We start from the raw sequence: 24,000 nt of genomic DNA, 5'->3' as shown, positions 1-24,000 counted from the left end.
ACCCGGAGGGTGAGCTTTTCGGGTCATTGAAAGCTCACAGTTAATATCTATCTCTGTAAATTAAAGGTAAAAGTATCATGACAAGTACCCTAAACTCATTTGAAACTGCTGGGGCAGCAAATATTGAACAAGCCATTACTGACGCCATTACTGAAGCCCGCACAACTTGTGAGCTAGATGGCAATTCTGCTGATTGTGCTGTAGCCTGGGACATTGTAGAAGAATTACAAGCTGAGAAAGCTGATCAACAGCAAGCAAAATCAAAGAAAACCTCTTTGGAAAATTACTGCGATCGCCATCCAGATTCTGTAGAATGTCTAATTTACGACGTTTAACTTCTCCGTAAATCAGCTGTTGCTGATTGCGTTATTTGCTTGATTGCTTCTAAATCAGGTGGTGGCGTTTCACTTTCCATTCCCAACCACAAAAGATATTCAATATTCCCAGCAGGGCCAGTGATCGGCGACCAAGTTAAGCCTTTGTATTTCCATCCTAATTCGCGGGCTGTTTGCAACACCTGGAAAATGGCATCAGCTTGGTCGTTTGGATCGCGCACAACACCTTTTTTACCCACACGCGATCTGCCGACTTCAAACTGTGGCTTGACTAACAATACAGCTTCTCGTTTAGCTTGAGTTAGTTGCCACAAAGCAGGCAGAATCTTCGTTAAAGAAATAAACGATACATCAACCACTGCCAAATCAGGAATCGGGTCGTTTTCACCATATAACTCATCTGGTCGTAGTTGCCGTAAATTGGTGCGTTCCCGCAAAATCACCCGTGGATCATTTCGCAACCGCCAGTCAACTTGTCCGTAACCAACATCAATGCCGTAAACTAGTTTTGCTCCAGCTTGTAAAAGACAATCAGTAAAACCACCAGTAGAAATCCCACCATCTAAACAAATGCGTTCTGCTACGGGAATGGCAAATACCGACAAAGCTTTGGAGAGTTTTTCGCCGCCTCTAGAAACAAAAGGCGATCGCTCTTTAATATTTATTTGAGCAGTAATATCAACTTCTGTACCAGGTTTATCAACTAACTGCTGATTAACAGTAACTTCTCCCGCCTGAATTAGCCGTTGTGCTAAAGCGCGAGAAGAACATAAATTTAACTCTACTAATAGTGTGTCGAGTCGCTGTTTAGCCAATTAATTAGACTCTCCTGGTAAGATTAAACACAAAGCACGATTGATAATTTCTTCTTGGTTAACCAGTTTTTCTAATTCTTGGACTTCATAACGACCTTCTTCTACTTCTAAGGAAGCTTCATCAATGGCATTTAAATAGGCTTCTACTAAGATTTCTAACAATTCTTCTGGCGTGAGATAATAACCCCCCGCTTTACGCCGCTTATTTTCCCGTTGAATTTCCCGAACTGAATTCCGAATAGAGACTTCCCAAGAGCGAGTCGTGCGATTTTCAGCTTGTTGTTTAATCAGATGCAACAGCAAAATCACTGCATAGCTACGAATCGTTTTGATTATGTCATTTCGGCTCATTTCTGTTAATTCTTCAACTATAATCAATGCTCCTTGAACATCGCCTTTAACAAGCAAGTCTTTTAGGGTTAATAATTCTTCCATAATCAGCGCCTCAAACATCGGCAACTTTTATTGTGGCTTATGACGGTTCTAATTCGGAGAACATAAGCTAATGCATTTCCTCTATGAGGGATCACATACATTTTTTAGCCATAGGACTTACGTACTCTACAAATGCATCGTGATGTGCATTAACTAAAATAGGTTATTTCAGGCTTTTCTTAATTATCCTGCGATCGTAAATAGACCATGCTGTACCTTTACAAAAGATGTGGTTTTTAAACTTATTCATATTTAGTATTTCTTGTCAATTACCACCGAACCATGTACGCGGCGCACTCCATCCCAACCGACATATAACACTTCGTAGAGGTCTGGCTCCGAGTCAATGACGGATTCTGTCTCTATTTGACCGTTAGCAGGCTTGTGAATAGCGTAGTCAAATATCAGCTGACGAATAATCTGACGATACCGAGCTAGCTTATCCATCTGATAATCCTTTCTAGTTGCTCGTCAAAGACAATTAGGTTTATTTTTATGCTATTGAGAACGCTTTGTACAGCCTTTTCAACGCCTGGTAGAGTTCACAAAAAAAGCGATCGCTCTTTCCCAACAAAGACAAAAGTGCGATCGCTATATTTTATACTTGTTCTTGAATGACTAAATATCCTGTTCGCTCAACTCGCGTGTGATGTGATCAAATGGTTCATCCACAAAAGTAGTATTAACCACACCTGCTGCTGCTACTTGCTCCTTAATCAGATCCTTGAGAATCTGGATACCACGAACCGTAGGGCCAATAGGCACTCCTAGAGAATTGTAAGTTTCTCGTAGCCCTTGTAGTACACGCTCATCCAATACATTCGTGTTTCCAGCAACCAGCGCATAGGTGGCGTAGCGCAGATAGTAGTCCATATCCCGCAGACAAGCTGCATAACGGCGAGTTGTATAAGCATTTCCACCGGGGCGAATCAATTCTGGCAGTTCTTCAAATAACTTTAAACCAGCTTGCTTGACAAGTGCAGCTGCATTAGAGTTGATCGCCGCCGCCGCTTGTACTCGTGCTGTACCACTGTCAAAGTAAGACTTCAGGCTATCGATCGCATTCCGGTCAAAATACCGACCAGCTAAGTCATAATTCTTAATTAAACTTGTTACCGCATCGCGCATTCCTTCTTCTCCCAATCATTACTATTTATGGTTTGATATTTATTTGGCTGCACTTATGCACCAGCAAATTTTTGTGCTATTAAAAATAGATTCGGCACAAAAACAATTTATCCACTATCTATGGATTCTATGCCAAAGTTGACCCCTATATGATGAACTTTCCAGTTTTATACAGATGATTGCTGAAAGGTTAATATAACCTGATAATCCAGATATCTGTAACAGAAGCTACAAAATCTGCTAATGTCTACTATTTAAGATATTTCTGGTGTGTCACGGCCTGATTGAGATCAGCAGGGTTAGGATGCTTTGGAAGATTCTGGTATTACTTTAGGAAATTGGTAGAGAAGGAGTAACAATGACAACACCCCAAGAAGTCTTGAAAAGAATTCAAGATGAAAAAATTGAACTGATTGATCTCAAATTCATCGATACAGTAGGGACTTGGCAACACCTCACACTGTACCAAAACCAAATCGATGAGACTGCATTCACTGATGGCGTACCTTTTGACGGTTCCAGCATTCGGGGTTGGAAAGCAATCAACGAATCGGACATGACGATGGTACTCGACCCCAACACTGCTTGGTTCGACCCATTCATGAAAGAGCCAACGCTAAGTATAATTTGTAGTATTAAGGAACCCCGCACGGGTGAATGGTACAATCGTTGCCCACGCGTTATTGCCCAAAAAGCAATAGATTACCTGGTTTCTACTGGTCTTGGTGACACAGCTTTCTTTGGCCCTGAAGCTGAGTTCTTTATCTTTGACAGTGCTAGATTTGCCCAAACCGCCAACGAAGGCTACTACTTCTTAGATTCTGAAGAAGGTGCTTGGAATTCTGGTAAAGCCAGTACAGATAACAAACCCAACTTGGGTTACAAACCACGCTTTAAAGAAGGTTACTTCCCAGTCGCACCAACGGATTCTTTCCAAGATATCCGTACAGAAATGCTGTTGACGATGGCACAACTAGGTGTACCCATTGAAAAGCATCACCATGAAGTAGCTACTGGTGGTCAGTGCGAACTAGGTTTCCGTTTTGGGAAGTTAATCGAAGCGGCTGACTGGTTGATGATTTACAAATATGTCATCAAGAACGTTGCCAAAAAATACGGTAAAACCGTCACCTTCATGCCAAAACCAATTTTTGGCGATAACGGTTCGGGAATGCACTGTCACCAATCCATCTGGAAAGACGGCCAACCTCTGTTTGCAGGTGATAAATATGCTGGTTTGAGTGAGATGGCGTTGTACTACATTGGTGGTCTTCTCAGACACGCACCAGCGCTGTTGGCAATTACCAACCCCAGCACCAACTCATACAAGCGCTTAGTACCTGGTTATGAAGCACCAGTAAACTTAGCTTACTCCCAAGGTAACCGTTCTGCTTCTATCCGTATTCCTTTATCTGGCACTAACCCCAAAGCCAAGCGTTTAGAATTCCGTTGTCCAGATGCTACTTCTAACCCCTACTTGGCATTTGCTGCAATGCTTTGTGCTGGTCTCGATGGCATCAAGAACAAAATCCATCCTGGTGAACCCCTAGATAAGAATATCTATGAACTCTCTCCAGAAGAACTAGCAAAAGTTCCTTCAACTCCAGGTTCTTTAGAACTGGCGTTGCAAGCACTAGAAAAAGATCACGCCTTCTTGACCGAATCAGGCGTGTTCACGGAAGACTTTATCGAAAATTGGATTGACTACAAGCTAGGTAACGAAGTCAAGCAGTTACAGCTGCGCCCTCATCCTTACGAGTTTTATCTCTATTACGATGCTTAATTAAGTACCGTATCTATCTAAATATATAAGTTTTGCCACCCCAGAGTATAGGGTGGCTTTTTTTTCCAGAGTTGTCAGTTGAGAGATTCACTCAAAAATCAATCTTAAAACTCTTGAAACTTAGCTCATGGAAGCATGACTTGGCCCATAAATCATCCGAGTGTTAGCATCTACCTTCCCTTGAATTGGGTTCCAGTAGTGGGATGCTTCTTCAGGAAGACCAAGCTCTTGTGCAGCCCTCATCAGCATTGATTGTTGGCGATTTTTGACTTGCTGATGTTCACGCACCATTAACGCACGAGATTTATCTGCGATAGACATAACCATAGTCCTCTCTATTTGTGAATATATAATTTTTCGTTTTCTTACAAACTACTATAGCAAAAATTCTGTAACATAAGCTACTTTTTATAGAAGTTTATATTTGCCTTTGCTGACAATATTAGGTATTTTTCCCGAAAGCTCGAAAAATCTTCCCTAATCTACCTTTGATGGCTAAAATCATCTGGCTTAAGATTTGTCTCACCTGGCAATACGGTTGGGATAAGCAGAGGAAACAAAGGGACAAGAGGTGACAGAACTTGCAACAAGTCTTTCCCCTTGTCTCCAAGTCTTCTTCACCATGTCCCTTTGCCTCAATCAAGAAATTCCTTAACCGAACGGTATTGTCTTACCTGGGAGCCTTTACCTTTCCAACAGTAAATAATTTTTTCGTTACAATTATTTATATAGAAGTATCAAAACTTGAACTATTTTTATGCCTGAGAGTTTAACTAAGCTGACTTATCAAACCTTTCAGCAGAGCAAAAATTACTTTGGTCTGGCTCACAAAATATTAAGTTCACGGTTAAGGAACCTGGTGCATCCAACACTTGAACAAAAGACCAAACCCATTCCGAATGAGCTTTTACTCAAACTTCAACAGAGATTGAATCAGTTGCTGGAAACAGACTGGCAAGATGCCCAAAAAGGTGTGTACCCGGAAAGTTTACTGTTTGACAACCCTTGGGATGACTTTTTCCGCTACTATCCGTTGTTATGGCTAGATTCTCCTCAAATGTGGGAGCGGGTTCAACAACAGAATTACCAAGATTTTTCGCCCGAAATTGATACAGATGGTTATCCCAGCTACTACGTGCAGAACTTCCATCACCAAAGTAATGGCTACTTGAGTCAGTTGTCAGCCAACTTATATGACTTACAAGTAGAAATTCTTTTTGGTGGGGCAGCTGATCCAATGCGGCGGCGGATTCTCGCTCCCCTCAAGCAAGGACTGAAAGCAATTGATTCGGTTGCACCACGGCAAGCCCGTATTTTAGATGTAGCTTGTGGAACTGGGCGGACTCTAAAGTTGATTCGGGCAGCCTTACCTCAAGCATCTCTGTTTGGCACAGATTTGTCACCAGCTTATTTGCGTAAAGCAAATGAACTACTATCCCAAATTCCAGGAGAATTGCCGCAACTTTTACAAGCGAATGCCGAAGAGTTACCTTATCTAGATAACTATTTTCATGCTGTAACTTCTGTTTTTCTTTTCCATGAGTTACCAGCAACTGTGCGTCAGACAGTCATTGAGCAATGCTTCCGGGTAACAAAACCAGGAGGAGTCTTTATTATCTGTGACTCAATTCAGTTGAGTGATTCACCTGAGTTGGAATATATGATGGATTCTTTCCCTGAAACTTTCCATGAACCATATTACAGGCATTACACCACTGATAACTTACTAGAACGTTTACAGAGAGTAGGCTTTGAGAATATTGAGACGCAAGTCCATTTTATGAGCAAATATTTCATTGCTCATAAGCCAGCATAAAACCTTCTCAAACATTTTCTTTAAGTAAACTTTATCTAAAAAGGGCAAATGCAAAATTTTGCATCTGCCCTTGGGTGTAGAATAATTAAGAGGACTAAGAGGAGCGAGCAGATCCTTCTTAATATTTATTTCGTCCGGAGCCATCTGTGAGAAGAAGCAACCAGGGGCAAGAGTAGGTCAGCCCCTTTGGGGAAGTTAAAAGTAAAAAGTCAAAAATAGTAAGATTCGCTGCCAAGTGCAATAAACCTATACTACTTGTGCGAATCTATGCTTTAGATAAGCTCAGATGTAGCGCAAAAGATTTTATGCTTTGGCAAAGCACGCCAAAAAACGCCAAAGCGAAGATCAATTATTTCCTAATGTAGATAGCCAGGTACTCAATGTATGAGAAAACCTATTTGGGAATAAAGTGGATTTGTTTTAAGACTAGTTTCCTCAACATGCAAAATGTCTGAATTTAGATGTGCTTTAGATTAACTCATAGTCTAAGTAACATCTATTTTTATAACAGTTGAGGATTGAAACGCAAAGCTTCCCACCGAATATGAGCAACAGTTGTGTAACTTTTGAGAAGTTGGTGATGCTGTTAATCGAGGCGCTTAATTTAATTTGCGTTTTGATCGCCAGGATTGACGCTAACTATATATACAAAGCTTGCAGTTGAAATACTAAGCGATCGCTGAAGATTTTCGTGTGTCAACTGTATATATATCTGCCAAAAAAGCTGTGTAACCGATGTTAGCACACACTTTGTTTTCTGGTACTTTGTTTTCTTTGAAAAAAAAGGCATTACCCTACGGTAGTTAAACCACAACATAGATATTTTCCGATTTTTACGTCACTTCTCTGCGCCCACTACCGCGATGACGTGGCGCATCATCTGAAGCTTGTTCAGATGCCGCCGAGACCCACTGTTCCGAAGCAGGCGTAGAAGGCAGCCCATAGGATAAGTGATTGACCATTGCTTGGTAGTTAGAAGCTAAGGGGCCGAACATCAGACTCGAGACTAAAAGAGAAATGGCAGCACGCATAGCAGATGTCTATTTTGGAACTCTCCACTTCACTGATACTTAGCTCTTTGATTAATATCCGGACAATTCTTCAAAAAGTATTCTGTTTTACTGAAAATAAACTCTTCTTATCCTCCGTTCAAGTGTTCGACTAATAACCAATTACCAAAGTGGTTTTGATGACCCCACAATGTAACTAATTGTTCGTGAGGATAAGCGCGTAATTGCTCGTCGATATGCGATCGCAAAGTCACAAGCTGCCAATTTTGTCCTTGATATGCGGCTGGTGCTGTGACAGTGAATCTGTATTCCTGCTGACCCAAGCGATAAAAAATGCCTTGGAAACAGTTACTTTCCCGAATTAATCCCTTGCCCAAAGTAGAGTCAGGGTAATGATTCCACGATGGGCAAGGGCAATCACCACTAGCTGGATAGGCTTGTGGGTTATTTAAGTAATACAGTTGCCAGTGCAGCCAATCCGAATGATTGGGTGGAAGATTAAATAAAGGAATAATTGCTGCTTTTGAGCGATTATCTTCCAATAAAGCCATTTGCAGCGCCCTAACAGGTAAATCCCTCGGTTGGCAGTTTAACTCAACACACATCGCTGCTGCCATCCCTGCTGCTTGACCAATGCCCATAACCACAGGTTGTAATCTAGTGGCCCCATTGGCAATGTGGGAGACAGAAATATTTTTTTCACAAACCAAGAAACCATCTGTTGTGGCTGGAATGAGAGAACTGTAGGGAATTGTAAAAGGAGTTCCAGTCCAGCGTCCTCCCCAACGGATAGATTTCGGTTGTAGTGGGAATTGAATACCAGGATAATGATGGTCATTAGCGTAGTTACCAACTGCGATTGCTTCGCAAACGCCTGCCGTAGGATGCCCGAAGGGCTGTAGGGCGACCGCTTCTCCTATCAAAGACGCTTCGGGTAGCTTGCTTCCACTAAGTGGTACATAAGTACTCGCATCATTATATATAGATGCAACTCTACCTCCAGCGATCGGCAAAATATCCTGTTCTCGGACAGTAGTTAGCCCCACTAAGCGGCGGCTTTCCCGGTAATAGGGATGCAGAGCAAAAGCTGTAGGGGTGTGAGGAAATACTTTTTCTGCTAAACCATAGCGGCGACCAAGCTGATTTTGGATAAAATGGGCAAAATTTTGGCTGTGCCAGCGAGATTCTTGGATAAATTCACTTCTGGATACATCTGACTCTATCAATCGCCCTACTCCTTCGCCGTAGTCATTGCCACAGATTGGCCAATTCATCATAAACAGTCCACTAGGCAAATGTCCATAATTCAAAAATGTCTCTGCTCCATAGCCATCCCAAGCGCCTGTAAACTGGGATGGATTATAGTTAGGCGCAGCTAGAATTTCTGGTGCCGCAGCTATGCCCATTGTAGACATCGGTTCACCAAAGTCTTGCATAATCACTACATAAGTAGGCGCTTGCACTGGATATCTTTTGGTGAAAGAGTTAAAAGCCACTGGGGCGCTGGGTTCTCCCCACTCAGATTGCAATTCCCAGCCCCAGCGATAGGGTATCTCACCTAAAGCCAATAAATCTCCCAATTCTGTGCCGTCGAGAATAATTTTGGCTGTGACAGCAAAATCAGCAAAGCGCACACCAGTAATAGAATCAGCTTGGCGAAACACTTCTATTGGCACTTGTCCAAAAATCCAGTGCAGATTTGGCAATTCCTGCACCCAATCTGCAAAAATCTCTGCCCCAATCTGAGGATCGTAACTAAAAAAGCTTACCCAACTGTTATCTAATCCTCCGGGCTGTCGTTGTCGCAATTCCTGCAAAAACGTACCCCATAATCCCGTTTGAAAGGCTTCTAATTCGTTGCCATCGGGTGCGGATACTCCAGCCGAAGTTAGCATTCCCCCCAACCAAGGAAATTCACTCACTAGAATCGTTTTGGCTCCCCGTCGCGCCGCTTGGATAGCAGCCGCAGTGCTACCGATTCCCCCACCGACAACTAAAACATCAGCTGTGTATGTCTGATTAACCATTGCTTAACCTCACTGGAGTTTTGACATATTCTCCCCAGATAGCTTGGCATCAAACAAGATAAATTATCAGGACTTACGCAAAAATCCCCAAATAGATATTAGTCCTATATAGGGTTTCTATTTGATTGCGTGAAAAGACAGGTAGGGGAGCCAGTCGTGTAGGCGGGTTTCCCTACTTGAACTAATTGGCATTGTATTACCGCCGAGAGTACGGCATCCTTTATTGTCAGGAAAAATCAACTTTTTTATCTAGCTAGATATACTGATTTTGGAAAAATGAGATAATTTCAAGTTTTGTACTCAGCTAGCAGAAAGATTTTAGCAAAGTTGTTATTTTTAATTTATGCATCAGAGAAGTCAATATCAAATCCTTTAATGACAAGACTTACAAATAATTTTATTCTGGCTGGATATGCATAGGATTTGGGATTACATCTAATAAGAGCTTGATATTTTTAGTCAGACTCATGAGAACTTGATATTAAACAGGTATGAATAAATACAACTTGTAAATACAGCTAAAGATAGAGGTTGTCACTATATTTTGTATTTAAACTTAATATAAATATAAGTTTTATGGCTCACTAGTATTAAGTAATTAATCAAAATATTATGTTTACTAATTGCTTTAAAAATAATGATGAATTAAGTATAAATAAAAGTAGGAATGTCTCAAATGTTGATGTAGCACTTTTTATAGATCAAATCAAAAGTAATATCTGGCTATTTGGTATTCCATCTTGGCTTTTTGGAATAACCGATAGAAGCATAGCTGCATTTGCTAATGGTTATTTATCTCCTATAGAAATATTTCAGCTACTTACAGCCTCTTTCTTTTTTCTGAGTTGGCTATATCTCAAGCCTGATGAAAGCTTTAACAGCAATGATTTAGGCCCCAACGAATATCAAGAATATCTTACTCGTAGTCAAGCTAACAAGCTTCAAGTAAAAAAGCTCCACATGATTAGCCAGGAGTATATTTTACCGTTCCCTTATATTTGCCAAATTTATCATTTATTAAATTTAAGGCATTTAGAAACAGTTCATAGATTTAGCCTTAATAACTTGAAGATTTTTCAAATTAGCCACTTTCAGCCCACAAGCACAGGTGGAATAATCAAATTCCAAACAATATTAGATTCGCCAGGTAATGCTTTGAGAATTTGGCGTCAACCGATTGTAGAGGTGGATTTAATATTACATACTCCTTACACTGTTGAACTGAGTATTCCAGTCTACAATAACAAAAGGATAATTGTTATATTTCATGCTTTTCCGTTAAATGACTTTGAGCATCACTTCTTTATAGATATTTATAGTGATTTAGAGTGGCCAAAGCCATTATTACAAATAATATTGCATTTTGCTTCTTGTTTGACACTATTTGAAGATTTGCCGTATCTAAGAGCTTTAACTGATAAAAATATAGGGCGTTTATTCAATTTAAGTAGGACTTCAAATCACGAGACTGCATTGCTGTTTAAAAGATATGTTGAGCTATATGGTTCGACTGGAGAACCAACTAAATTACTTGAGGCGAAGAACGAGAGTTAGGAGTTAGAGACGCGATGAATCGCGTCTGTACAAGAGTTAGGAGTTTGTTTGGTTAAGCGCGTGCTAGTAAGGGGGCAGCAGCTAGTAAGGTTTTGGTATAAGGGTGCTGAGGATTAGCAAAAATGGTTTTTGTCAAACCGAGTTCGACAATTTTACCGCCATTCATCACGGCAATACGATCGCACAAAAATCGAGCTAACCAAAGATCATGAGTGATGAACAGATAAGTTAACTCAAATTCTTCTTTCAATTGCAACATCAAATCCAGCACTTGCGACTGCACGCTAGCGTCTAACATACTTACGGGTTCATCGCAGATTAAAAGTTTAGGGTGAGTAATCAAAGCACGAGCGATCGCAACTCTTTGCTGCTGTCCCCCAGACAAATCTGATGGATAACGCTCATAATACACTTTTGGCGGTGTTAACCCAACTTTCTCTAGCATCCACAAAACCTGTTCTTTTGCCTTAACGGGATCGGCTAGATTGTGGATAAATAAAGGATCAGCGATACTTTGTCCTACTGTCATGGCTGGATTGAGACAAGCATGGGGATCTTGAAAAACCATTTGTATTTGTCGCCGTGAGGAGCGAATTTCTTGACGCGACAGTTTAGTTAAATCCTGTCCTAAAAACTCAACTTTGCCACTAGTAGGACGAATCAGTTGCAAGATTGTTCGTGATAGTGTACTTTTACCACAACCTGATTCCCCAACTAAACCGAGAATTTCTCCGGGATAAATATCTAGGTTGATACCATCTACTGCTTTAATTGTCTGGGCTTGTGTCTTAAACAGTCGTTCGATAAAGTTAGGTTCTATAGTGTAGTGTTGCTTGAGTTCACTGACACTCAAAATTGGGGATTTATCATTAACAATCGGTAATTGCTTTTCTGAGTCATTGGCAATGATCAATTCTCCGTCATCATTTACTGCTTGAATATGTAAAGCTGCTTTTAAGAGCGATCGCGTATATTCATGTTGAGGGTGTCTAAATACGGTTTCTGTAGAACCCATTTCAACCATTTTGCCGTTGTACATGACGCCAATGCGATCGCAATACTCAGCCACCATTGCTAAATCATGAGAAATCAGCAACAATCCCATGTTTTCTTCACCGCACAGACGAGTTAATTCTTTTAATATCTGCGCGGAGACGGTGACATCCAAACTGGTGGTGGGTTCATCAGCAACAATTAACTTGGGGTTGAGGAGTAAAGCTAAAGCGATCGCTACTCGTTGGCGCATTCCCCCACTAAACTCGTGGGGATACTGATTCCAACGACTAGCTGGAATATTCACCTTTGCCAAGGTTGCAAGTGCTTTCTCTTTGGCTTTTTGCGTTGATAATTCTGGTGAGTGCGCCTGGAGGGTTTCGATACAATGCTTACCAATCGTCATCAGTGGATCGAGGCGTGTCATGGGATCTTGAAAAATTAAGGCGATCGTTTCTCCCCGAAATTTCCGCAATTGGTTAGGCATCAAGTCAAACACCGACTGTCGTTGAAATGTCACCCGTCCCTCAATCCGACTAGAGGCTGGTAGTAAACGCATTACTGCCCGTCCTATAGTTGACTTACCACAACCCGACTCTCCCACCAATCCCATTCTTTCACCTGGTTGCAAGGTGAAAGATACATCATCAACCGCCCAGGTTGCTTCTTCTCCACTCCGCGCAGGATAGGCAACTCGCAGATTTTCGATACAGAATAAGGCTTCACTCATAGTTTAGTTATCAGCCCTGAGCTACCAGTTTTTATAATTTCAAATTTAAGATAGTCTATCAGATTAGTATTAAACCTTCGTTGTACGAACATCTTTATTGTCTTAGAGGTTGTTTGAAAAATGGTTGGCTGTGATTTTAGGCACTAACTGATCCCCCTAGCCCCCCTTTTTAAGGCTACTGTGTACACACAAGTCTTACCGCAGCCATATCTTTATTAATAATCTCGCACTGCGTTTCTATTCCGCCTCGGAATAATTTAGATGATGTATTGCCAAGGGTGCGATCGCGTACCCGGGCAATCTAATAGGGCTGTTTCTTTCTCAGTTACCTTAGATAAAATCATTCAGTTTCGCATCTTTGCTAGGAATCCAAATATAGCGCAATAAAATTGAGTTGACGACATTTAGCTCCCGAAGATTCGCCAACACCAAGGGCTATTTCATTCTCATTTAGCCCGCCTCAGAATGAATTCTGAGTCTAATAACAAAAGTTGTCTAAGGACGACTGAGAAAAGATTATAGTCCGTTAAAACTGGCTTTAGCTATAAGAGAGGAACTTTAAATTCTGAACGGTTTATGCCTACTAAATTCTGACTCCTAACTCCTGAATTCTGTTCGATAAAGCTTTAGCTGATTAATTCACCCATTTGTGGGAGGTAATTAGTAAGTTAATAAGTATACTTTACTTATAATCAGACCAACACAAAATGGTTTGATACAGCATTCACACAACAGATGTATCAATCATGTTTAACCTGATATTCACTGGATGTATAAAAATAAAACCCTTGGTGCTTTCAACGGCTTTTTTTCTGGCTATACAGACTTCTGCCAATGCTGAACAACCCCTTCCTAGTTTGACTCCAGCACAAGCTCAACATCTATCCCGCGACTTAGTACCATATAACTCCCAAGACTTTTTTAGGCAAGGAAAAAATTCGATTGAGAGAGAAATTCAAATTCTTAAGCTAAGGCAACTGCGCCCAATTAAACCTGTTCTTAAGATTAATTCATTACCGCAGATTAAAACACCACATACTCAGCAAAACCCTAATATCTTAACTAGGTAAGAATTATCGTGAGTTTACGAAACCTTAGAACCCAATGCATCAAAATCAGTATGCCCTGGTTCCTGTTTACAGAGCTTTTGTGTTTTGATAAACTTTGCAACACAAATTTACAATATTAATCGTCTAGCAAACCCATCAAGGCTTGAACTTCAACGTCTTGCGATTCTGATAATTGACCTTGTAACTTTAATAATTCATTTTGTAATGCTTCTGCTACATGGAGCATATTAGATTCTTGTGCAATTTTTAGCTGATTCTCTTTAACCTTGATTTGTTTAAGCAAGTTATTTTCAACATGAATTGAATTGTAATTTTGAGTAATCATAGCTTTATATTTTTATCAATTTACGGAACGCAATTAAATTTACCACCTATGTATTATTCCACATTTTTACCATTTTTTAAATATCTGGTGATTTAACAGTTATCAATTATTAGTTGGGAGTCAGAGTTTCCCACGAATATAAGTGGTGTGTTTTAGCCGGGGTTAAATCCCGACTGAAGCCGTGATAACTGATAACTGTTAACTGTTCACTATTTTAATCTTCATTACTCGTAGTACTACAGCACGGCGTAAATAAACATACCATTTCAAATGGCGCAAGAAGCTCGTAATACAATTATACGTAACTTTTGACTTCTGCCTTACGGTAGTAGTGTTTACGGGTATGGCAGGCTTAATACACCATGCCCGTATTTTTAGAGGCTTTTACAAAAATGGAAATCATGATATAAGATTGGTTGACTTAAGAGGAATTTTAGATAACACATATAGGGCTATACATGAGTACCGGAAAAACCTAGACTAAAGCAGCTTGCCGCAGGCTACCACAGAGACAAAGAGAACACGGCGAATAGTTTGAGATAGTTTCTGCATAAGTCCTCATACATTAACTTGTGTATTACTTCACCGAGTATTGCTGGATATTTTAAATAATTTTTTGTGAATTATATGAACTTAAAACTTATAAAAAGGAACGTTTTTACTTTTGTAAAAATTATATCCACAATGCTTATAACAAGCGCAATTGGATTGGAATCATGGAATATTTATGCAGCAATAACTAATACTAATCTACCAACCAGCCTTAATCCAATTTTTTGGATTGAACGTTTTGCTATGACTAGCCATTTTCTCGAAAGTATTATAGCAGCTTTTTATGCACCTTCAAGAAAAAAGATGCCAATAAAATATGCTACTTATACTTTTTTCGTAGGCACAATTGGGTTGTTAGAACTATTCTCTTCAGAGAATGACTCTTGACGGCTCTACCCCTTTTGGATTAGGTCTGTTGGTAGGGTGCGTTAACGCACCCTATGTAAGAAAGTTATAAATTATTAAATCTGCGCTCGCTACTAAGAAAAAGTTATCTGTGGGGGTTTACCAATGTAGGTGACTGGTGAATCTGACAGGCAGAAGGGAGTATAGTTTGTATAGTTAGCTTTTTGCTGAAATTTTAGTTGACACTAAAGGATTAAAAAATGTCTACAGATACTCACATAGTTGCTTACGTTCAAGAAAGTGAATTTGATGCTGTTTTAACTGGAAGTGAAGAGAAAGTTGTTGTCGTTGATTTTACTGCTACTTGGTGTGGCCCCTGTCGTCTAGTTAGTCCGTTAATGGATCAACTTGCTGAGGAATACAAAGGTCGCGCCAAAGTCGTTAAGGTAGATGTTGACAGCAACAAGCCAATTTTCAAAAGATTCGGTCTTCGCAGTATTCCAGCAGTTTTAATCTTTAATAATGGTGTTTTAGCAGAAACTATCGTAGGAGTTTCGCCTTACGAGCAGTTTAGCGAAGCTGTTCAGAAGCTTCTTGAGGTTGTTTCAACCACTGATTCGTAATCCATAATTAATAAGGGTTTATACCCGATGCCTAATAACGGCAGTGACGTTTCAAGTGGTGTTTAAATTCCATGAAGTTCCGAGCCTTGGAAGCCGACCCTCGGACTTCTCACTACTTAAAGCATAATTATGAATTATAAATTTTTAAACGTTTTCTTTTCGCTTATAATGTGCTTGGACTAAGCCAGTAGAATATTGTTTTGAGCTAATCAGTTCCAATTTTTCTTCAGGGCTAGGCGGTGGGAAAAGGCGTATACCGCCACCTAAGATAGTTGGAATAGTTGAAATAATATATTCATCAATCAAGCTGTGCTGAAGAAACGAATTGATTAATGCTCCGCCACCAACTAACCAGATGTTTTCATAACCTTGAGCCTCTATATTTGCTAAGGCTGGCTCCACTGTATCAGAAACAAATGTAACGTCCTTACGGTCAGATTGGAGAGGGCGCTGAGTGAAAACAAAGGATTTTTTTTCTGGATAAGGCCATTCATCAAGACCAAGCCCTACTTCATACGTCTTGCTACCTAACACAATCGCATCAATCGATTCGTAAAAATCAGTGTAGCCGTAGTCTTCACCTTCTGTATCAAGGATTGATAGCCAATCAATTCCGCCATCACTGCGAGCGATGTAGCCATCCAAACTAGCTGCAATGTATAGTGTAACTTTCGTCATTGTGCTTCTAAATTCGGTAGTTTTCACCCAATTACTTACGTTTTTTGATTGTGTGATTTAAAGCGACCTGCAATAAATTCTCGCTTAGATAAATGTTTTGTACCGCGTTTGGTGACTCGCTCTCGCCACATCTGGAAACTAGATTCTTTCATTTCGCGCCTCATTAGGGCAATTACCTCTTTCTCCAGCAGCCCAAACTGAGCCTCAATGGCATCAAAAGATGTTCTATCTTCCCATGCCATTTCAATGATGCGATCGATGGTTTGTGAATCGAGGTCAGGTAGTTTCATTTTTTTGCTGGCAATTAATAAATTAGAGCTATATATATTTTACTTTTTGTTTTCAAGAACAGTTGTGTCTGCTGCACCCAGTTGCAGGGCATAAAGGTTGGCATAGACTCCTTGCTGATTGATGAGTTCGGCGTGAGTACCCTGCTCTACAATTTGTCCCTGCTGAATTACTAACACTCGATCTGCCTGGGTAACTGTACTGAGGCGGTGGGCAATTATGAAGCTGGTACGATCTTGCAACAGGCGAGCGATCGCAGTTTGTACTAACGCTTCTGTACGCGTGTCAATGCTGCTAGTTGCCTCATCAAGAATCAGAATTCGGGGGTTAATCAACACCGCACGAGCAATACTGATCAGTTGTCGCTGTCCTTGGCTCAAGGGCGCTCCCCGTTCACCCAATTGAGTTGTATAGCCTTGTGGTAGTGAGGTAATGAACTCATGCACATTTGCCAACTGTGCAGCCGCTTCGATATCAGCTTGAGTAGCATGGGCACAGCCAAAAGCAATGTTTTCGGCTACAGTGCCACTAAACAAAATATTGTCTTGCAGAACGATGCCAATTTGACGCCGCAGACTTGCTTGAGTAACGCTACGCACATCAATATCATCAATTTTCACTGCACCGCCAGATACCTCGTAGAAGCGCAAAATCAAGTTAATAATTGTACTTTTTCCCGAACCGGTCTGCCCTACTAATGCAATCATCTGCCCTGGATAGGCGTGCAAATTTACCCCTTTGAGAACCAGTTGATCTGGGTTGTAGCCAAACTTGACATTATCAAATGTCACTTCACCCTGAATAGGCGGCATTTCTGTAGCATCGGGTGCGTCTTTGAGTTGTGATGGTTCATCTAGCAATAGAAAGATTCGATCTAATCCGGCGAAGGCAGATTGAGCTTGGGTGTAAAACTGGCTGAGAATTTGGATTGGGCGGAAGAACTGCTGGACGTAAAGTAAAAAGGCTGTCACCACACCCACTGTTGCAGATCCAGTAACCGCAAGATAGCCACCATAAGCCAACACACCTGCGGTTGCTAGGGTGTTGAGAAAATCAATGGAGGGCAAAAAGGCCGAAGTAATTGCTACAGCCTCGACGTTAGCATCTCTATTGGCAGCGTTAAGAACATCGAACTCTTGAATATTCATCTGTACACGATTAAATGCCTGTGCTTCTTTGACGCTGCCAATATCTTCTTCTAACTTGGCGGAAAGCTGCCCAATAGTTTGTCGGGTAACGCGAAACCTGGCTCTTGCCCAACGGGCAAATAAGCTTGTGGTAAAAATCATCAGTGGCACAACCAGATTGCTCAACAAACCGAGTTGCAGGTTGATTGAGAGCATCGCAATGATGATGCCTACCAAACTGAAAGTGTTGCCTAGCATTTGGGCGATCGTCAGTCCAAATGCCTGATTTACAGTATTGACATCATTCAGCAGGCGGCTCATTAAATCGCCCGCTTCGCTGCGATCAAAAAAGCTAAGTGGCAGACTTTGGATTTTAGTGAAAATATCTTGCCTCAGTTGAGCCAGCAATCGCTGCATAATCCAGCCGACTCGAATAATTTGACCCCGGATTGCTAATACGCCAAGTCCGTAGTTCAGTGCTAGTAGTCCTAATAACAGCAGCAGCCCCTGCAAATTACCTTGTGCAATTAGGTGATCAATCGACCAACCGATGAAAAATGGCCCAATCGCCTGGGTTACAGCACCAATAAATACTAACGTCAGGGCGATGGGAATTTCTTTGCGATAAAGTAACAGGTATTGCAAAAAGCGCCGCAAGGTGGAAAGTTGCTGACTCGCGTTTTCCTTAGATGCAACAACGGGAACTGTACCTCTCATAGCAATTTTGGATTTTGGATTTTGGATTTTGGATTAAAAGTCTTTGTTTTTATTTAGTTGTTATAAAAATCTCAAACGAGACTATTTATTAATACCCTTGGGTTAATATTATTTCTTTGTGATGCTGCGCCAAACCCTTTTAAATTCTTTCTTTGTATCCTACCCTGCAGGAACGCTCCGCGAACGTGTCTATGCGTCTTTGCGGTAGCCTGCGGCAAAGGACGCAAAGAGCGCAAAGGAAGAGAAGGAAGAGAAGGAAAAAATGCTTAAGTCAAGTGTATTAGATTACTTTTGATAATTTGGTATTATTTTTTCCTTTTGCTTTACTTGAGATTCTAAAATCACACCGTAGAGTGGGCTGGTTTGCATCAATTCTTCGTGTGTACCTTGTGCTACCAATCGTCCTTTATCTATGAGAAAAATGCGATCGGCATTCTTGATAGTGCTGATGCGTTGAGCTACTACAAAAGTTGTACAAGCTTTTTGACGCATTAAGCTATCTAGTTCGGCTTGAATCTGGGCAGCCGTTTTAGCATCTATAGCCGAGGTGCTATCGTCCAAAATCAGAATGCTGTAATCGGTTAGTAAGGTACGAGCGATCGCAATTCGTTGTTTTTGCCCACCAGATAAGCCTACACCCCGTTCACCCACAATCGTCTCGTAGCCATCGGGTATACTACTGATAAAATCGTGTATTTGGGCAGTTTTGGCAACCTCAATCACCTCATCTAGAGTTGCATCGGGTTTTGCGTAGGCAATATTTTCGCGGATTGTACCAGAGAAGAGGGTGGTTTCCTGAAATACAATACCAATCCGCGATCTGAGGCTTTTGAGGGTGAAACTTTTTACATCTCGTCCGTCAATGCGAACTGCTCCCCCTGTGACATCATAAAAACGGGGAATTAAGTTCATAATTGTGCTTTTCCCGGAACCAGTCATCCCTAAAACGGCGATTAACTCGTTAGGTTTGGTTTCAAAGGAAACTTCTTTAAGAGTTTCAGTGCTGGCTCCCGGATAGCGAAAGGAAACATTTTCAAAGGTGATTCTACCACCACAGGTGTCAAATGGTACAGCATCAAGGCGATCGCGAATTTCTATCTCCGCATCTACAACTTCGTAGACTCGTTCGGCGGAAGCAGTTGATTGAGCGATCGCAGGTGCAGCGAATCCAATCAATAAAATTGGTTGGAGAATCAAGGCTAGGTAGGAGTTAAACGCCACCAGTTCGCCAATAGAGAACTTCCGCCCAATCACTTGCGCTCCCCCGTAGGCAAAAACTGCCAGCGTTACCAAGTTACTCACCAAAAAGATAAAGGGGAAGATATTGTGGATGGCGCTAATGGTCTTCATGTTTGCCTTCACTAGACCATCATTCTTGGTTGTGTAACGCGACCTTTCGGTTGATTCCCGGACGAACGCTTTTACCACCCGGATTCCTAGCAAGTTCTCTTGCAATACAGCATTGAGGTCGCTTAGTTGCTCTTGTACTTGCCGAAAAAGTTTGTTATTCCGAGTGATAAATAGTGCCATCAACCATGCATTTATGGGCACTGCCGTTAGTGTAATCAGTGCTAGTTGCCAGTTCATCACCAGCAAAACTATTGAAATACCCACTAATGTCACAATTGAACTGATGACCTGAATTAAGCTAGTGCCAACAAAGGTACGGATCTGCTCAATATCGCTGGTGACACGGGTTAACAGTTGAGAAGTTTGCGCCTGGTCATGATAACTGAAACTGAGATTTTGAATTTTGCTAAAAATTTTGTTTCGCAGGTCATAAGCTACACCTTGAGACGCTGCTTCTGCTAAATAGCTTTGTCCGAAGTTAAATACACCACGAGCGATCGCAGCAAGTACCATCCAGGCGGCGCTATATAGCACAATTTGGAGGTTATTTTCTGTGATGCCCTGATCAATTCCCCACCGAAATAGTTGTGGGGTAACTGCGTTTGTGATCGTCAACAGCAACAGGCTCACCAATGCTCCTAGCGAAGTCCATCGGTAAGTGCTTAAAGTCCTAAGCACACGCTGGATTGACTGTATCGACGAAGTTTCCTGGAGTTCTGGTTGCTGAACCACTGGAATTCACCCCTGTATCTTAGGAAAATTATCTCGTATTTTGATGTAAAAAACCAATTGCCTAGTACGTAACGTGGGATCTATTTCTGGTGACAAGTCCAAATTTTAGTTCAAATTTTGGGACAACGGCATGGGAAAATACCTCTTTGGCAAGCATTGCAGCTAATCATTCAAATACCTCAGAAAACCAAAGAACAAGAATAATGGCTCAAAATTTTCATAGCAATTCCCAACTTCCCTCGGATATGTCAACTGCTATCAATCGCACAGCAAAGCCAAGTTCTGAGTTCTACTCTATTTTTTCTGAAGAAGAAGTTTTAGGGATAATTCATGCATTAGAAGTCAGACGAGAAATACCTCTAAAGTATTCTTATAAAGGTAGAGGAGCAAAAATCTGGGACAATTTTTATCGAAAATATGTTATCCCAACATGGTATCGAACATCAAATGTAGAAATTGAGCTTTTAAAGAAAAATTTTAAATACTTGAATGACAATATTCCAGGTGGCAAAAAAGTCAATATTGTAGACGTTGGCGCAGGAAACTCATATCCAGTTAAGAATTTTATTAAAAGACTTAATCAACAAGGAAAAGTTAATAAATATATAGCTTTGGATATTAGTGAAGAATTACTTAATTTATCCAAGAATAATTTTACAAAATGGTTTCCTATTGTCAAGTTTATCAGTTCCACAATTGACATAGAAAATAGTTGTGTGCCCAAAATTTTATTCCAAAATAAAGCTAGCCTTGAAATTGACGATACAGCGAAAATATTTTTCCATTTAGGTGTTACCATCGGTAATCATCAAAATAGAGATAAGGTACTAAAAAACTTTAGAGATAGCATGGAAAAAAATGATTTACTAGTGTTTACTAATGAAACTGGTACTAACTCTAAATGGGATGGAAACGTGAGAGGTGGCTGCAAGTACCACGTAGAAGAAATATATGGATGGGTTAAAAGCAAGATTGGAATTAAATCTGAAGATTGTGAATTGGTGAGAAAATATGATTTAAAAACAGATAGTATAGTTGCTAATATGAAATTCCACCATAATTACACTCTACATTTCAGTCAAATGGGGATAGATAAGAAGCTTGAAATATCTGAAGGTGAAGAAATTACTATTTGGCGACATCATAAGTATGAAATCCCTAAACTTTTGGAAGAACTAGAACGTTCTGGGCTGCAACTTCTTCACTATAATATTGACAAATACAAATCACATATTATGGTGATTTGTAAGGTTGTCAGTAGCTAATACCAATTCTGCATGAAGATGCACATAGTAGTCCCCCCCAAAGCATCGGGGGGACGGCATAGCCGGGGGGTAAATATAAGATGCAGCTTGGCAAAGAAACGGTATAACCTTATTAATTATTATTAATTATATTGACTAGCGTTGTGTATTAATTAAATGTACATTAAACGCAGTCTAGGCTGAGGAACTGGACGCCCTAAATCCTTAACCGTTTCTATCCATTCCTCCATCACTAATTCTACATTATGCAGAGCTTCTTGATAAGTATCACCATCAGCAGCACAGCCTGGTAATTCTGGTACTTCAGCAATAAAGGCTTGATCTAATTCACTCCAGTAAAGAATAACTTCATAGCGAAACATCATTTTTACTTCCTAGCTTATACTTGATAATTACTGCACGAACTTGTTTAATTTGATAGCTTTTGGCTTTCCCTCTCTTATGTTGCAGATTCAATATTTCTTCAACATCGGCTTTGATAAAAATACGATGATCGCCACGAATCCGTTCCTCAAAGCCTAGTCGATATAACAGTTGCCACAATTGGGCAAAAGGGATGTCTGTATCAGAAGTCCCAGAGAGGATCTTTTCTAAGAGTTTGTCTTGCTGACTCACGTTTTTATGGCTGTCTTAATGCTTCTATAGTCTCATATTTATTGAAAATCAGGGTATATGTGAGTGTTTACTCAAATTTATAAGTGATATAGGGAACTACAGAGGGCAAACTGTTTAGATTACTCGTATCATAATGCTGAGGTATAAATCCGTCTCAGTTAACTTAAAATATTGAGTAAGAAATATTACACGAATATGAAGAACCAAATTCTAGCCATAGCTGCCTTTTTAACCACGATTAGTTTGGCAACAACCGTACAAGCAGCAAATTCTGAACATGTTAAACAGTTATTGGCAACCAAGCAATGTCAAAACTGCGACTTGGCTAATGCAGGTTTAGTGATGGCTGACTTATCTGGAGCCAATTTGAGCGGTGCTAATCTCACAGGTGCTAACCTCAGCCGGGCTAACTTGAGTGGCGCAGATTTGCAGGGTGCAAACTTGAGTGGCGCGAGTTTATTTGGTGCTAACCTGAGCGGAGCTAAATTTAGTAGGGCAAATTTAGCGGGTACTGATTTGAGAAATACTTATTTAGCAAATGCAGAACTGACTGGTGCTTACTTGAATGGCGCTAACTTCCAAGGTGCAGTTGGGATACCATCACAAATTGCTACACCAGAAGAATTTTATGCTTTGGGTGTAGCAGAAGGGCAAAAAGGCAACCAACAGCAAGCAATCAGTTATTTTAATCAAGCGATCGCTATTAAACCAGAATTTGCAGGTGCTTATTTAGCTCGCAGTGTCGCCCGTTACCAAATACTAGATAGACAAGGTGCATTCCAAGATGCCCAAGTTGCTGAAAAATTGTTTACATCCCAAAGCAATACCCCTGGAACCCAAACAGCCCAAGCTTTTATTAAAGAACTGCAAACACCCGTAAATGAGAAGGTAAGTGCTGGTAAACCCAGTTTCGTGGATTTTTTGGGAAGTCTTGGTTCAGTCTTGCTCCAGTTCTTCCCTTTTTAAGAGTAAGAGTTGAAACAACAGAGGGATAATAACAAATGACAAATGATAAATAAAAAATGACTTTATCTCAGGAATTATGGGCAGCAAATCAAGACTTAGCGCAAGCTTGCCTAGAGCATCCTTTCGTTCAAGGCATTGGCGATGGTACTCTTGAGCAAGTGAAATTTGCTTACTACGTAGGGCAAGATGCTTTTTTTTTAGAAGCTTTTGCCCGTGCGTACAGTATCGCCGCAGCTAAAGCACCAGACTGGTTAGGTTTCACCACATTTCATAACCTAGCTAGTGGAGTTTTAGAAGAACTGCGGTTGCATAGTGGCTATGCTTCCCAGTGGGGAGTAAATTTGCATTCTGTGGAACCTGCATCTGCCACCCGCCGCTATACTGACTTTTTGTTAGCAACTACTTGGAGTCAAGATGTGGGCTTAACTGCTGCGGCGATGTCTCCCTGTATGCGTTTGTATGCCTTTTTGGGAGAAAAGTTAGCTGGTAACGGTATTCCTAGTCATCAATATGCAGACTGGATTCGTACTTACAGCAGTGCAGATTTTCAACCACTAACACAACAATTAGAAAATTTGGTTGACAATTATGCCGCTAGCAATTCTGTTGTGCATTCAACCTATCGTTATGCGATGTTTTGCGAACGCGACTTTTTTCAGGCTGCGTGGATTTTGGAGTAGGGTAGCATAGCTGTGCTACCATACAAACTTAACGAATAATA

The 24,000-nt window shown here is 40.7% G+C and carries 25 protein-coding genes; 10 read left to right on the top strand and 15 right to left on the bottom strand.

All coding sequences use genetic code 11. The annotated features are described in order from the left end of the window. Positions 1-77 precede the first annotated feature (77 nt). Positions 78-335: a Calvin cycle protein CP12 gene (locus ACFE90_RS04040; RefSeq protein WP_334851146.1), complete on the top strand. Its 258-nt coding sequence runs from the start codon at positions 78-80 to the stop codon at positions 333-335. On the opposite strand, the gene ACFE90_RS04035 is transcribed toward ACFE90_RS04040, so the two are convergent. The 4 genes from ACFE90_RS04035 to apcB all read right to left on the bottom strand — a co-directional run bounded on the left by ACFE90_RS04035 (position 332) and on the right by apcB (position 2,713). Then, on the bottom strand, positions 332-1,150 hold the full coding sequence (locus ACFE90_RS04035; protein ID WP_375497948.1) for a TlyA family RNA methyltransferase: 819 nt from the start codon (positions 1,148-1,150) through the stop codon (positions 332-334). The genes ACFE90_RS04040 and ACFE90_RS04035 overlap by 4 nt on opposite strands. After that, on the bottom strand, positions 1,151-1,585 hold the full coding sequence (locus ACFE90_RS04030) for a DUF29 family protein (RefSeq protein ID WP_375497946.1): 435 nt from the start codon (positions 1,583-1,585) through the stop codon (positions 1,151-1,153). It lies immediately after the preceding gene. Between the two features lie 252 nt (positions 1,586-1,837). Continuing rightward, positions 1,838-2,032 carry an element excision factor XisI family protein gene (locus tag ACFE90_RS04025; protein ID WP_375497944.1) on the bottom strand — a complete coding sequence of 65 codons (195 nt, stop codon included), beginning with the start codon at positions 2,030-2,032 and terminating at the stop codon, positions 1,838-1,840. A 171-nt stretch (positions 2,033-2,203) separates the two neighbouring features. Beyond that, positions 2,204-2,713: an allophycocyanin subunit beta gene (apcB, locus tag ACFE90_RS04020; protein WP_375497942.1), complete on the bottom strand. Its 510-nt coding sequence runs from the start codon at positions 2,711-2,713 to the stop codon at positions 2,204-2,206. Between the two features lie 358 nt (positions 2,714-3,071). Here apcB and glnA point away from each other — a divergent pair, with 358 nt between their 5' ends. Further along, entirely contained in the window at positions 3,072-4,496 is a 1,425-nt protein-coding gene (gene glnA, locus ACFE90_RS04015) for a type I glutamate--ammonia ligase (protein ID WP_375497940.1), read from the top strand. A gap of 120 nt (positions 4,497-4,616) precedes the next feature. Here glnA and ACFE90_RS04010 read toward each other — a convergent pair whose 3' ends face one another. Next, positions 4,617-4,817, bottom strand: coding sequence for a hypothetical protein (locus ACFE90_RS04010; protein WP_100899525.1), 201 nt, complete (start codon positions 4,815-4,817; stop codon positions 4,617-4,619). A 436-nt stretch (positions 4,818-5,253) separates the two neighbouring features. Between ACFE90_RS04010 and ACFE90_RS04005 the strand changes: the two genes are divergently transcribed. Then, positions 5,254-6,312 carry a class I SAM-dependent methyltransferase gene (locus ACFE90_RS04005; RefSeq protein ID WP_375497938.1) on the top strand — a complete coding sequence of 353 codons (1,059 nt, stop codon included), beginning with the start codon at positions 5,254-5,256 and terminating at the stop codon, positions 6,310-6,312. 833 nt (positions 6,313-7,145) lie between these two features. On the opposite strand, the gene patX is transcribed toward ACFE90_RS04005, so the two are convergent. Both patX and ACFE90_RS03995 read right to left on the bottom strand, forming a co-directional pair. After that, on the bottom strand, positions 7,146-7,307 hold the full coding sequence (patX, locus tag ACFE90_RS04000; RefSeq protein WP_375497936.1) for a heterocyst-inhibiting protein PatX: 162 nt from the start codon (positions 7,305-7,307) through the stop codon (positions 7,146-7,148). Positions 7,308-7,450: 143 nt separating this feature from the next. Beyond that, the gene (locus tag ACFE90_RS03995) at positions 7,451-9,349 is read right to left on the bottom strand and encodes an FAD-dependent oxidoreductase (protein WP_375497934.1); all 1,899 of its coding nucleotides are present in this window, start codon (positions 9,347-9,349) and stop codon (positions 7,451-7,453) included. A gap of 612 nt (positions 9,350-9,961) precedes the next feature. Between ACFE90_RS03995 and ACFE90_RS03990 the strand changes: the two genes are divergently transcribed. Next, positions 9,962-10,903 (top strand): hypothetical protein, encoded by a 942-nt coding sequence (locus ACFE90_RS03990; RefSeq protein ID WP_375497932.1) that lies wholly within the window; start codon positions 9,962-9,964, stop codon positions 10,901-10,903. 52 nt (positions 10,904-10,955) lie between these two features. Here ACFE90_RS03990 and ACFE90_RS03985 read toward each other — a convergent pair whose 3' ends face one another. Next, positions 10,956-12,626: a dipeptide ABC transporter ATP-binding protein gene (locus tag ACFE90_RS03985; protein ID WP_375497930.1), complete on the bottom strand. Its 1,671-nt coding sequence runs from the start codon at positions 12,624-12,626 to the stop codon at positions 10,956-10,958. Between the two features lie 746 nt (positions 12,627-13,372). On the opposite strand from ACFE90_RS03985, the gene ACFE90_RS03980 reads away from it, so the two are divergent. Next, a complete protein-coding gene (locus ACFE90_RS03980; RefSeq protein ID WP_375497928.1) occupies positions 13,373-13,696 on the top strand; it encodes a hypothetical protein in 324 nt (107 codons plus the stop codon). 115 nt (positions 13,697-13,811) lie between these two features. Here the strand turns inward: ACFE90_RS03980 and ACFE90_RS03975 are convergent, their stop codons facing one another. Further along, a complete protein-coding gene (locus tag ACFE90_RS03975; protein WP_375497926.1) occupies positions 13,812-14,021 on the bottom strand; it encodes a hypothetical protein in 210 nt (69 codons plus the stop codon). Between the two features lie 627 nt (positions 14,022-14,648). Between ACFE90_RS03975 and ACFE90_RS03970 the strand changes: the two genes are divergently transcribed. Both ACFE90_RS03970 and trxA read left to right on the top strand, forming a co-directional pair. Next, positions 14,649-14,960 carry a hypothetical protein gene (locus ACFE90_RS03970; protein ID WP_375497924.1) on the top strand — a complete coding sequence of 104 codons (312 nt, stop codon included), beginning with the start codon at positions 14,649-14,651 and terminating at the stop codon, positions 14,958-14,960. A gap of 218 nt (positions 14,961-15,178) precedes the next feature. Next, the gene (gene trxA, locus ACFE90_RS03965) at positions 15,179-15,541 is read left to right on the top strand and encodes a thioredoxin (RefSeq protein WP_375497922.1); all 363 of its coding nucleotides are present in this window, start codon (positions 15,179-15,181) and stop codon (positions 15,539-15,541) included. A 144-nt stretch (positions 15,542-15,685) separates the two neighbouring features. Here the strand turns inward: trxA and ACFE90_RS03960 are convergent, their stop codons facing one another. The 4 genes from ACFE90_RS03960 to ACFE90_RS03945 all read right to left on the bottom strand — a co-directional run bounded on the left by ACFE90_RS03960 (position 15,686) and on the right by ACFE90_RS03945 (position 20,433). Further along, entirely contained in the window at positions 15,686-16,219 is a 534-nt protein-coding gene (locus tag ACFE90_RS03960; protein WP_375497920.1) for a dihydrofolate reductase family protein, read from the bottom strand. A 35-nt stretch (positions 16,220-16,254) separates the two neighbouring features. Then, positions 16,255-16,509: a TIGR03643 family protein gene (locus ACFE90_RS03955; RefSeq protein ID WP_375497918.1), complete on the bottom strand. Its 255-nt coding sequence runs from the start codon at positions 16,507-16,509 to the stop codon at positions 16,255-16,257. 39 nt (positions 16,510-16,548) lie between these two features. Further along, a complete protein-coding gene (locus tag ACFE90_RS03950; protein ID WP_375497916.1) occupies positions 16,549-18,351 on the bottom strand; it encodes an ABC transporter ATP-binding protein in 1,803 nt (600 codons plus the stop codon). Positions 18,352-18,636: 285 nt separating this feature from the next. Then, the gene (locus ACFE90_RS03945) at positions 18,637-20,433 is read right to left on the bottom strand and encodes an ABC transporter ATP-binding protein (RefSeq protein WP_375497914.1); all 1,797 of its coding nucleotides are present in this window, start codon (positions 20,431-20,433) and stop codon (positions 18,637-18,639) included. A 203-nt stretch (positions 20,434-20,636) separates the two neighbouring features. Between ACFE90_RS03945 and ACFE90_RS03940 the strand changes: the two genes are divergently transcribed. Further along, a complete protein-coding gene (locus ACFE90_RS03940) occupies positions 20,637-21,698 on the top strand; it encodes an L-histidine N(alpha)-methyltransferase (RefSeq protein ID WP_375497974.1) in 1,062 nt (353 codons plus the stop codon). 152 nt (positions 21,699-21,850) lie between these two features. Here the strand turns inward: ACFE90_RS03940 and ACFE90_RS03935 are convergent, their stop codons facing one another. Together ACFE90_RS03935 and ACFE90_RS03930 are read right to left on the bottom strand one after the other, a co-directional pair. Then, the gene (locus ACFE90_RS03935; protein ID WP_375497912.1) at positions 21,851-22,063 is read right to left on the bottom strand and encodes a type II toxin-antitoxin system HicB family antitoxin; all 213 of its coding nucleotides are present in this window, start codon (positions 22,061-22,063) and stop codon (positions 21,851-21,853) included. Beyond that, complete coding sequence (locus tag ACFE90_RS03930) at positions 22,047-22,313, bottom strand: type II toxin-antitoxin system HicA family toxin (protein ID WP_229472132.1); 267 nt, start codon at positions 22,311-22,313, stop codon at positions 22,047-22,049. Before ACFE90_RS03930 ends, ACFE90_RS03935 begins: the two co-directional genes overlap by 17 nt. A 195-nt stretch (positions 22,314-22,508) precedes the next feature. On the opposite strand from ACFE90_RS03930, the gene ACFE90_RS03925 reads away from it, so the two are divergent. Beyond that, a complete protein-coding gene (locus ACFE90_RS03925) occupies positions 22,509-23,279 on the top strand; it encodes a pentapeptide repeat-containing protein (RefSeq protein ID WP_375497910.1) in 771 nt (256 codons plus the stop codon). Positions 23,280-23,335: 56 nt separating this feature from the next. After that, entirely contained in the window at positions 23,336-23,959 is a 624-nt protein-coding gene (locus ACFE90_RS03920) for a TenA family protein (RefSeq protein WP_375497908.1), read from the top strand. Positions 23,960-24,000 lie beyond the last annotated feature (41 nt).

The sequence above is a fragment of the uncultured Nostoc sp. genome (assembly GCF_964245445.1).
Classification (GTDB): Bacteria; Cyanobacteriota; Cyanobacteriia; order Cyanobacteriales; family Nostocaceae; genus Nostoc.
Note: the sequence above shows the minus strand (reverse complement) of the source record. Positions and strands in the feature narration are given on the sequence as shown.

What these genes read in the sequence shown, in the direction of transcription:
- ACFE90_RS03935 (WP_375497912.1), bottom strand. Translation starts at nt 22,063, where the DNA reads ATGATGTTTCGCTATGAAGTTATTCTTTACTGGAGTGAATTAGATCAA.
- ACFE90_RS03950 (WP_375497916.1), bottom strand. Translation starts at nt 18,351, where the DNA reads ATGAGAGGTACAGTTCCCGTTGTTGCATCTAAGGAAAACGCGAGTCAG.
- ACFE90_RS03925 (WP_375497910.1), top strand. Translation starts at nt 22,509, where the DNA reads ATGAAGAACCAAATTCTAGCCATAGCTGCCTTTTTAACCACGATTAGT.
- ACFE90_RS03990 (WP_375497932.1), top strand. Translation starts at nt 9,962, where the DNA reads ATGTTTACTAATTGCTTTAAAAATAATGATGAATTAAGTATAAATAAA.
- apcB (WP_375497942.1), bottom strand. Translation starts at nt 2,713, where the DNA reads ATGCGCGATGCGGTAACAAGTTTAATTAAGAATTATGACTTAGCTGGT.
- patX (WP_375497936.1), bottom strand. Translation starts at nt 7,307, where the DNA reads ATGTTCGGCCCCTTAGCTTCTAACTACCAAGCAATGGTCAATCACTTA.
- ACFE90_RS04040 (WP_334851146.1), top strand. Translation starts at nt 78, where the DNA reads ATGACAAGTACCCTAAACTCATTTGAAACTGCTGGGGCAGCAAATATT.
- ACFE90_RS03980 (WP_375497928.1), top strand. Translation starts at nt 13,373, where the DNA reads ATGTTTAACCTGATATTCACTGGATGTATAAAAATAAAACCCTTGGTG.
- ACFE90_RS03960 (WP_375497920.1), bottom strand. Translation starts at nt 16,219, where the DNA reads ATGACGAAAGTTACACTATACATTGCAGCTAGTTTGGATGGCTACATC.
- ACFE90_RS04025 (WP_375497944.1), bottom strand. Translation starts at nt 2,032, where the DNA reads ATGGATAAGCTAGCTCGGTATCGTCAGATTATTCGTCAGCTGATATTT.
- ACFE90_RS04005 (WP_375497938.1), top strand. Translation starts at nt 5,254, where the DNA reads ATGCCTGAGAGTTTAACTAAGCTGACTTATCAAACCTTTCAGCAGAGC.
- ACFE90_RS03955 (WP_375497918.1), bottom strand. Translation starts at nt 16,509, where the DNA reads ATGAAACTACCTGACCTCGATTCACAAACCATCGATCGCATCATTGAA.
- ACFE90_RS04030 (WP_375497946.1), bottom strand. Translation starts at nt 1,585, where the DNA reads ATGGAAGAATTATTAACCCTAAAAGACTTGCTTGTTAAAGGCGATGTT.
- ACFE90_RS03940 (WP_375497974.1), top strand. Translation starts at nt 20,637, where the DNA reads ATGGCTCAAAATTTTCATAGCAATTCCCAACTTCCCTCGGATATGTCA.
- ACFE90_RS03985 (WP_375497930.1), bottom strand. Translation starts at nt 12,626, where the DNA reads ATGAGTGAAGCCTTATTCTGTATCGAAAATCTGCGAGTTGCCTATCCT.
- trxA (WP_375497922.1), top strand. Translation starts at nt 15,179, where the DNA reads ATGTCTACAGATACTCACATAGTTGCTTACGTTCAAGAAAGTGAATTT.
- ACFE90_RS03975 (WP_375497926.1), bottom strand. Translation starts at nt 14,021, where the DNA reads ATGATTACTCAAAATTACAATTCAATTCATGTTGAAAATAACTTGCTT.
- ACFE90_RS03970 (WP_375497924.1), top strand. Translation starts at nt 14,649, where the DNA reads ATGAACTTAAAACTTATAAAAAGGAACGTTTTTACTTTTGTAAAAATT.
- ACFE90_RS03920 (WP_375497908.1), top strand. Translation starts at nt 23,336, where the DNA reads ATGACTTTATCTCAGGAATTATGGGCAGCAAATCAAGACTTAGCGCAA.
- glnA (WP_375497940.1), top strand. Translation starts at nt 3,072, where the DNA reads ATGACAACACCCCAAGAAGTCTTGAAAAGAATTCAAGATGAAAAAATT.
- ACFE90_RS03995 (WP_375497934.1), bottom strand. Translation starts at nt 9,349, where the DNA reads ATGGTTAATCAGACATACACAGCTGATGTTTTAGTTGTCGGTGGGGGA.
- ACFE90_RS04010 (WP_100899525.1), bottom strand. Translation starts at nt 4,817, where the DNA reads ATGTCTATCGCAGATAAATCTCGTGCGTTAATGGTGCGTGAACATCAG.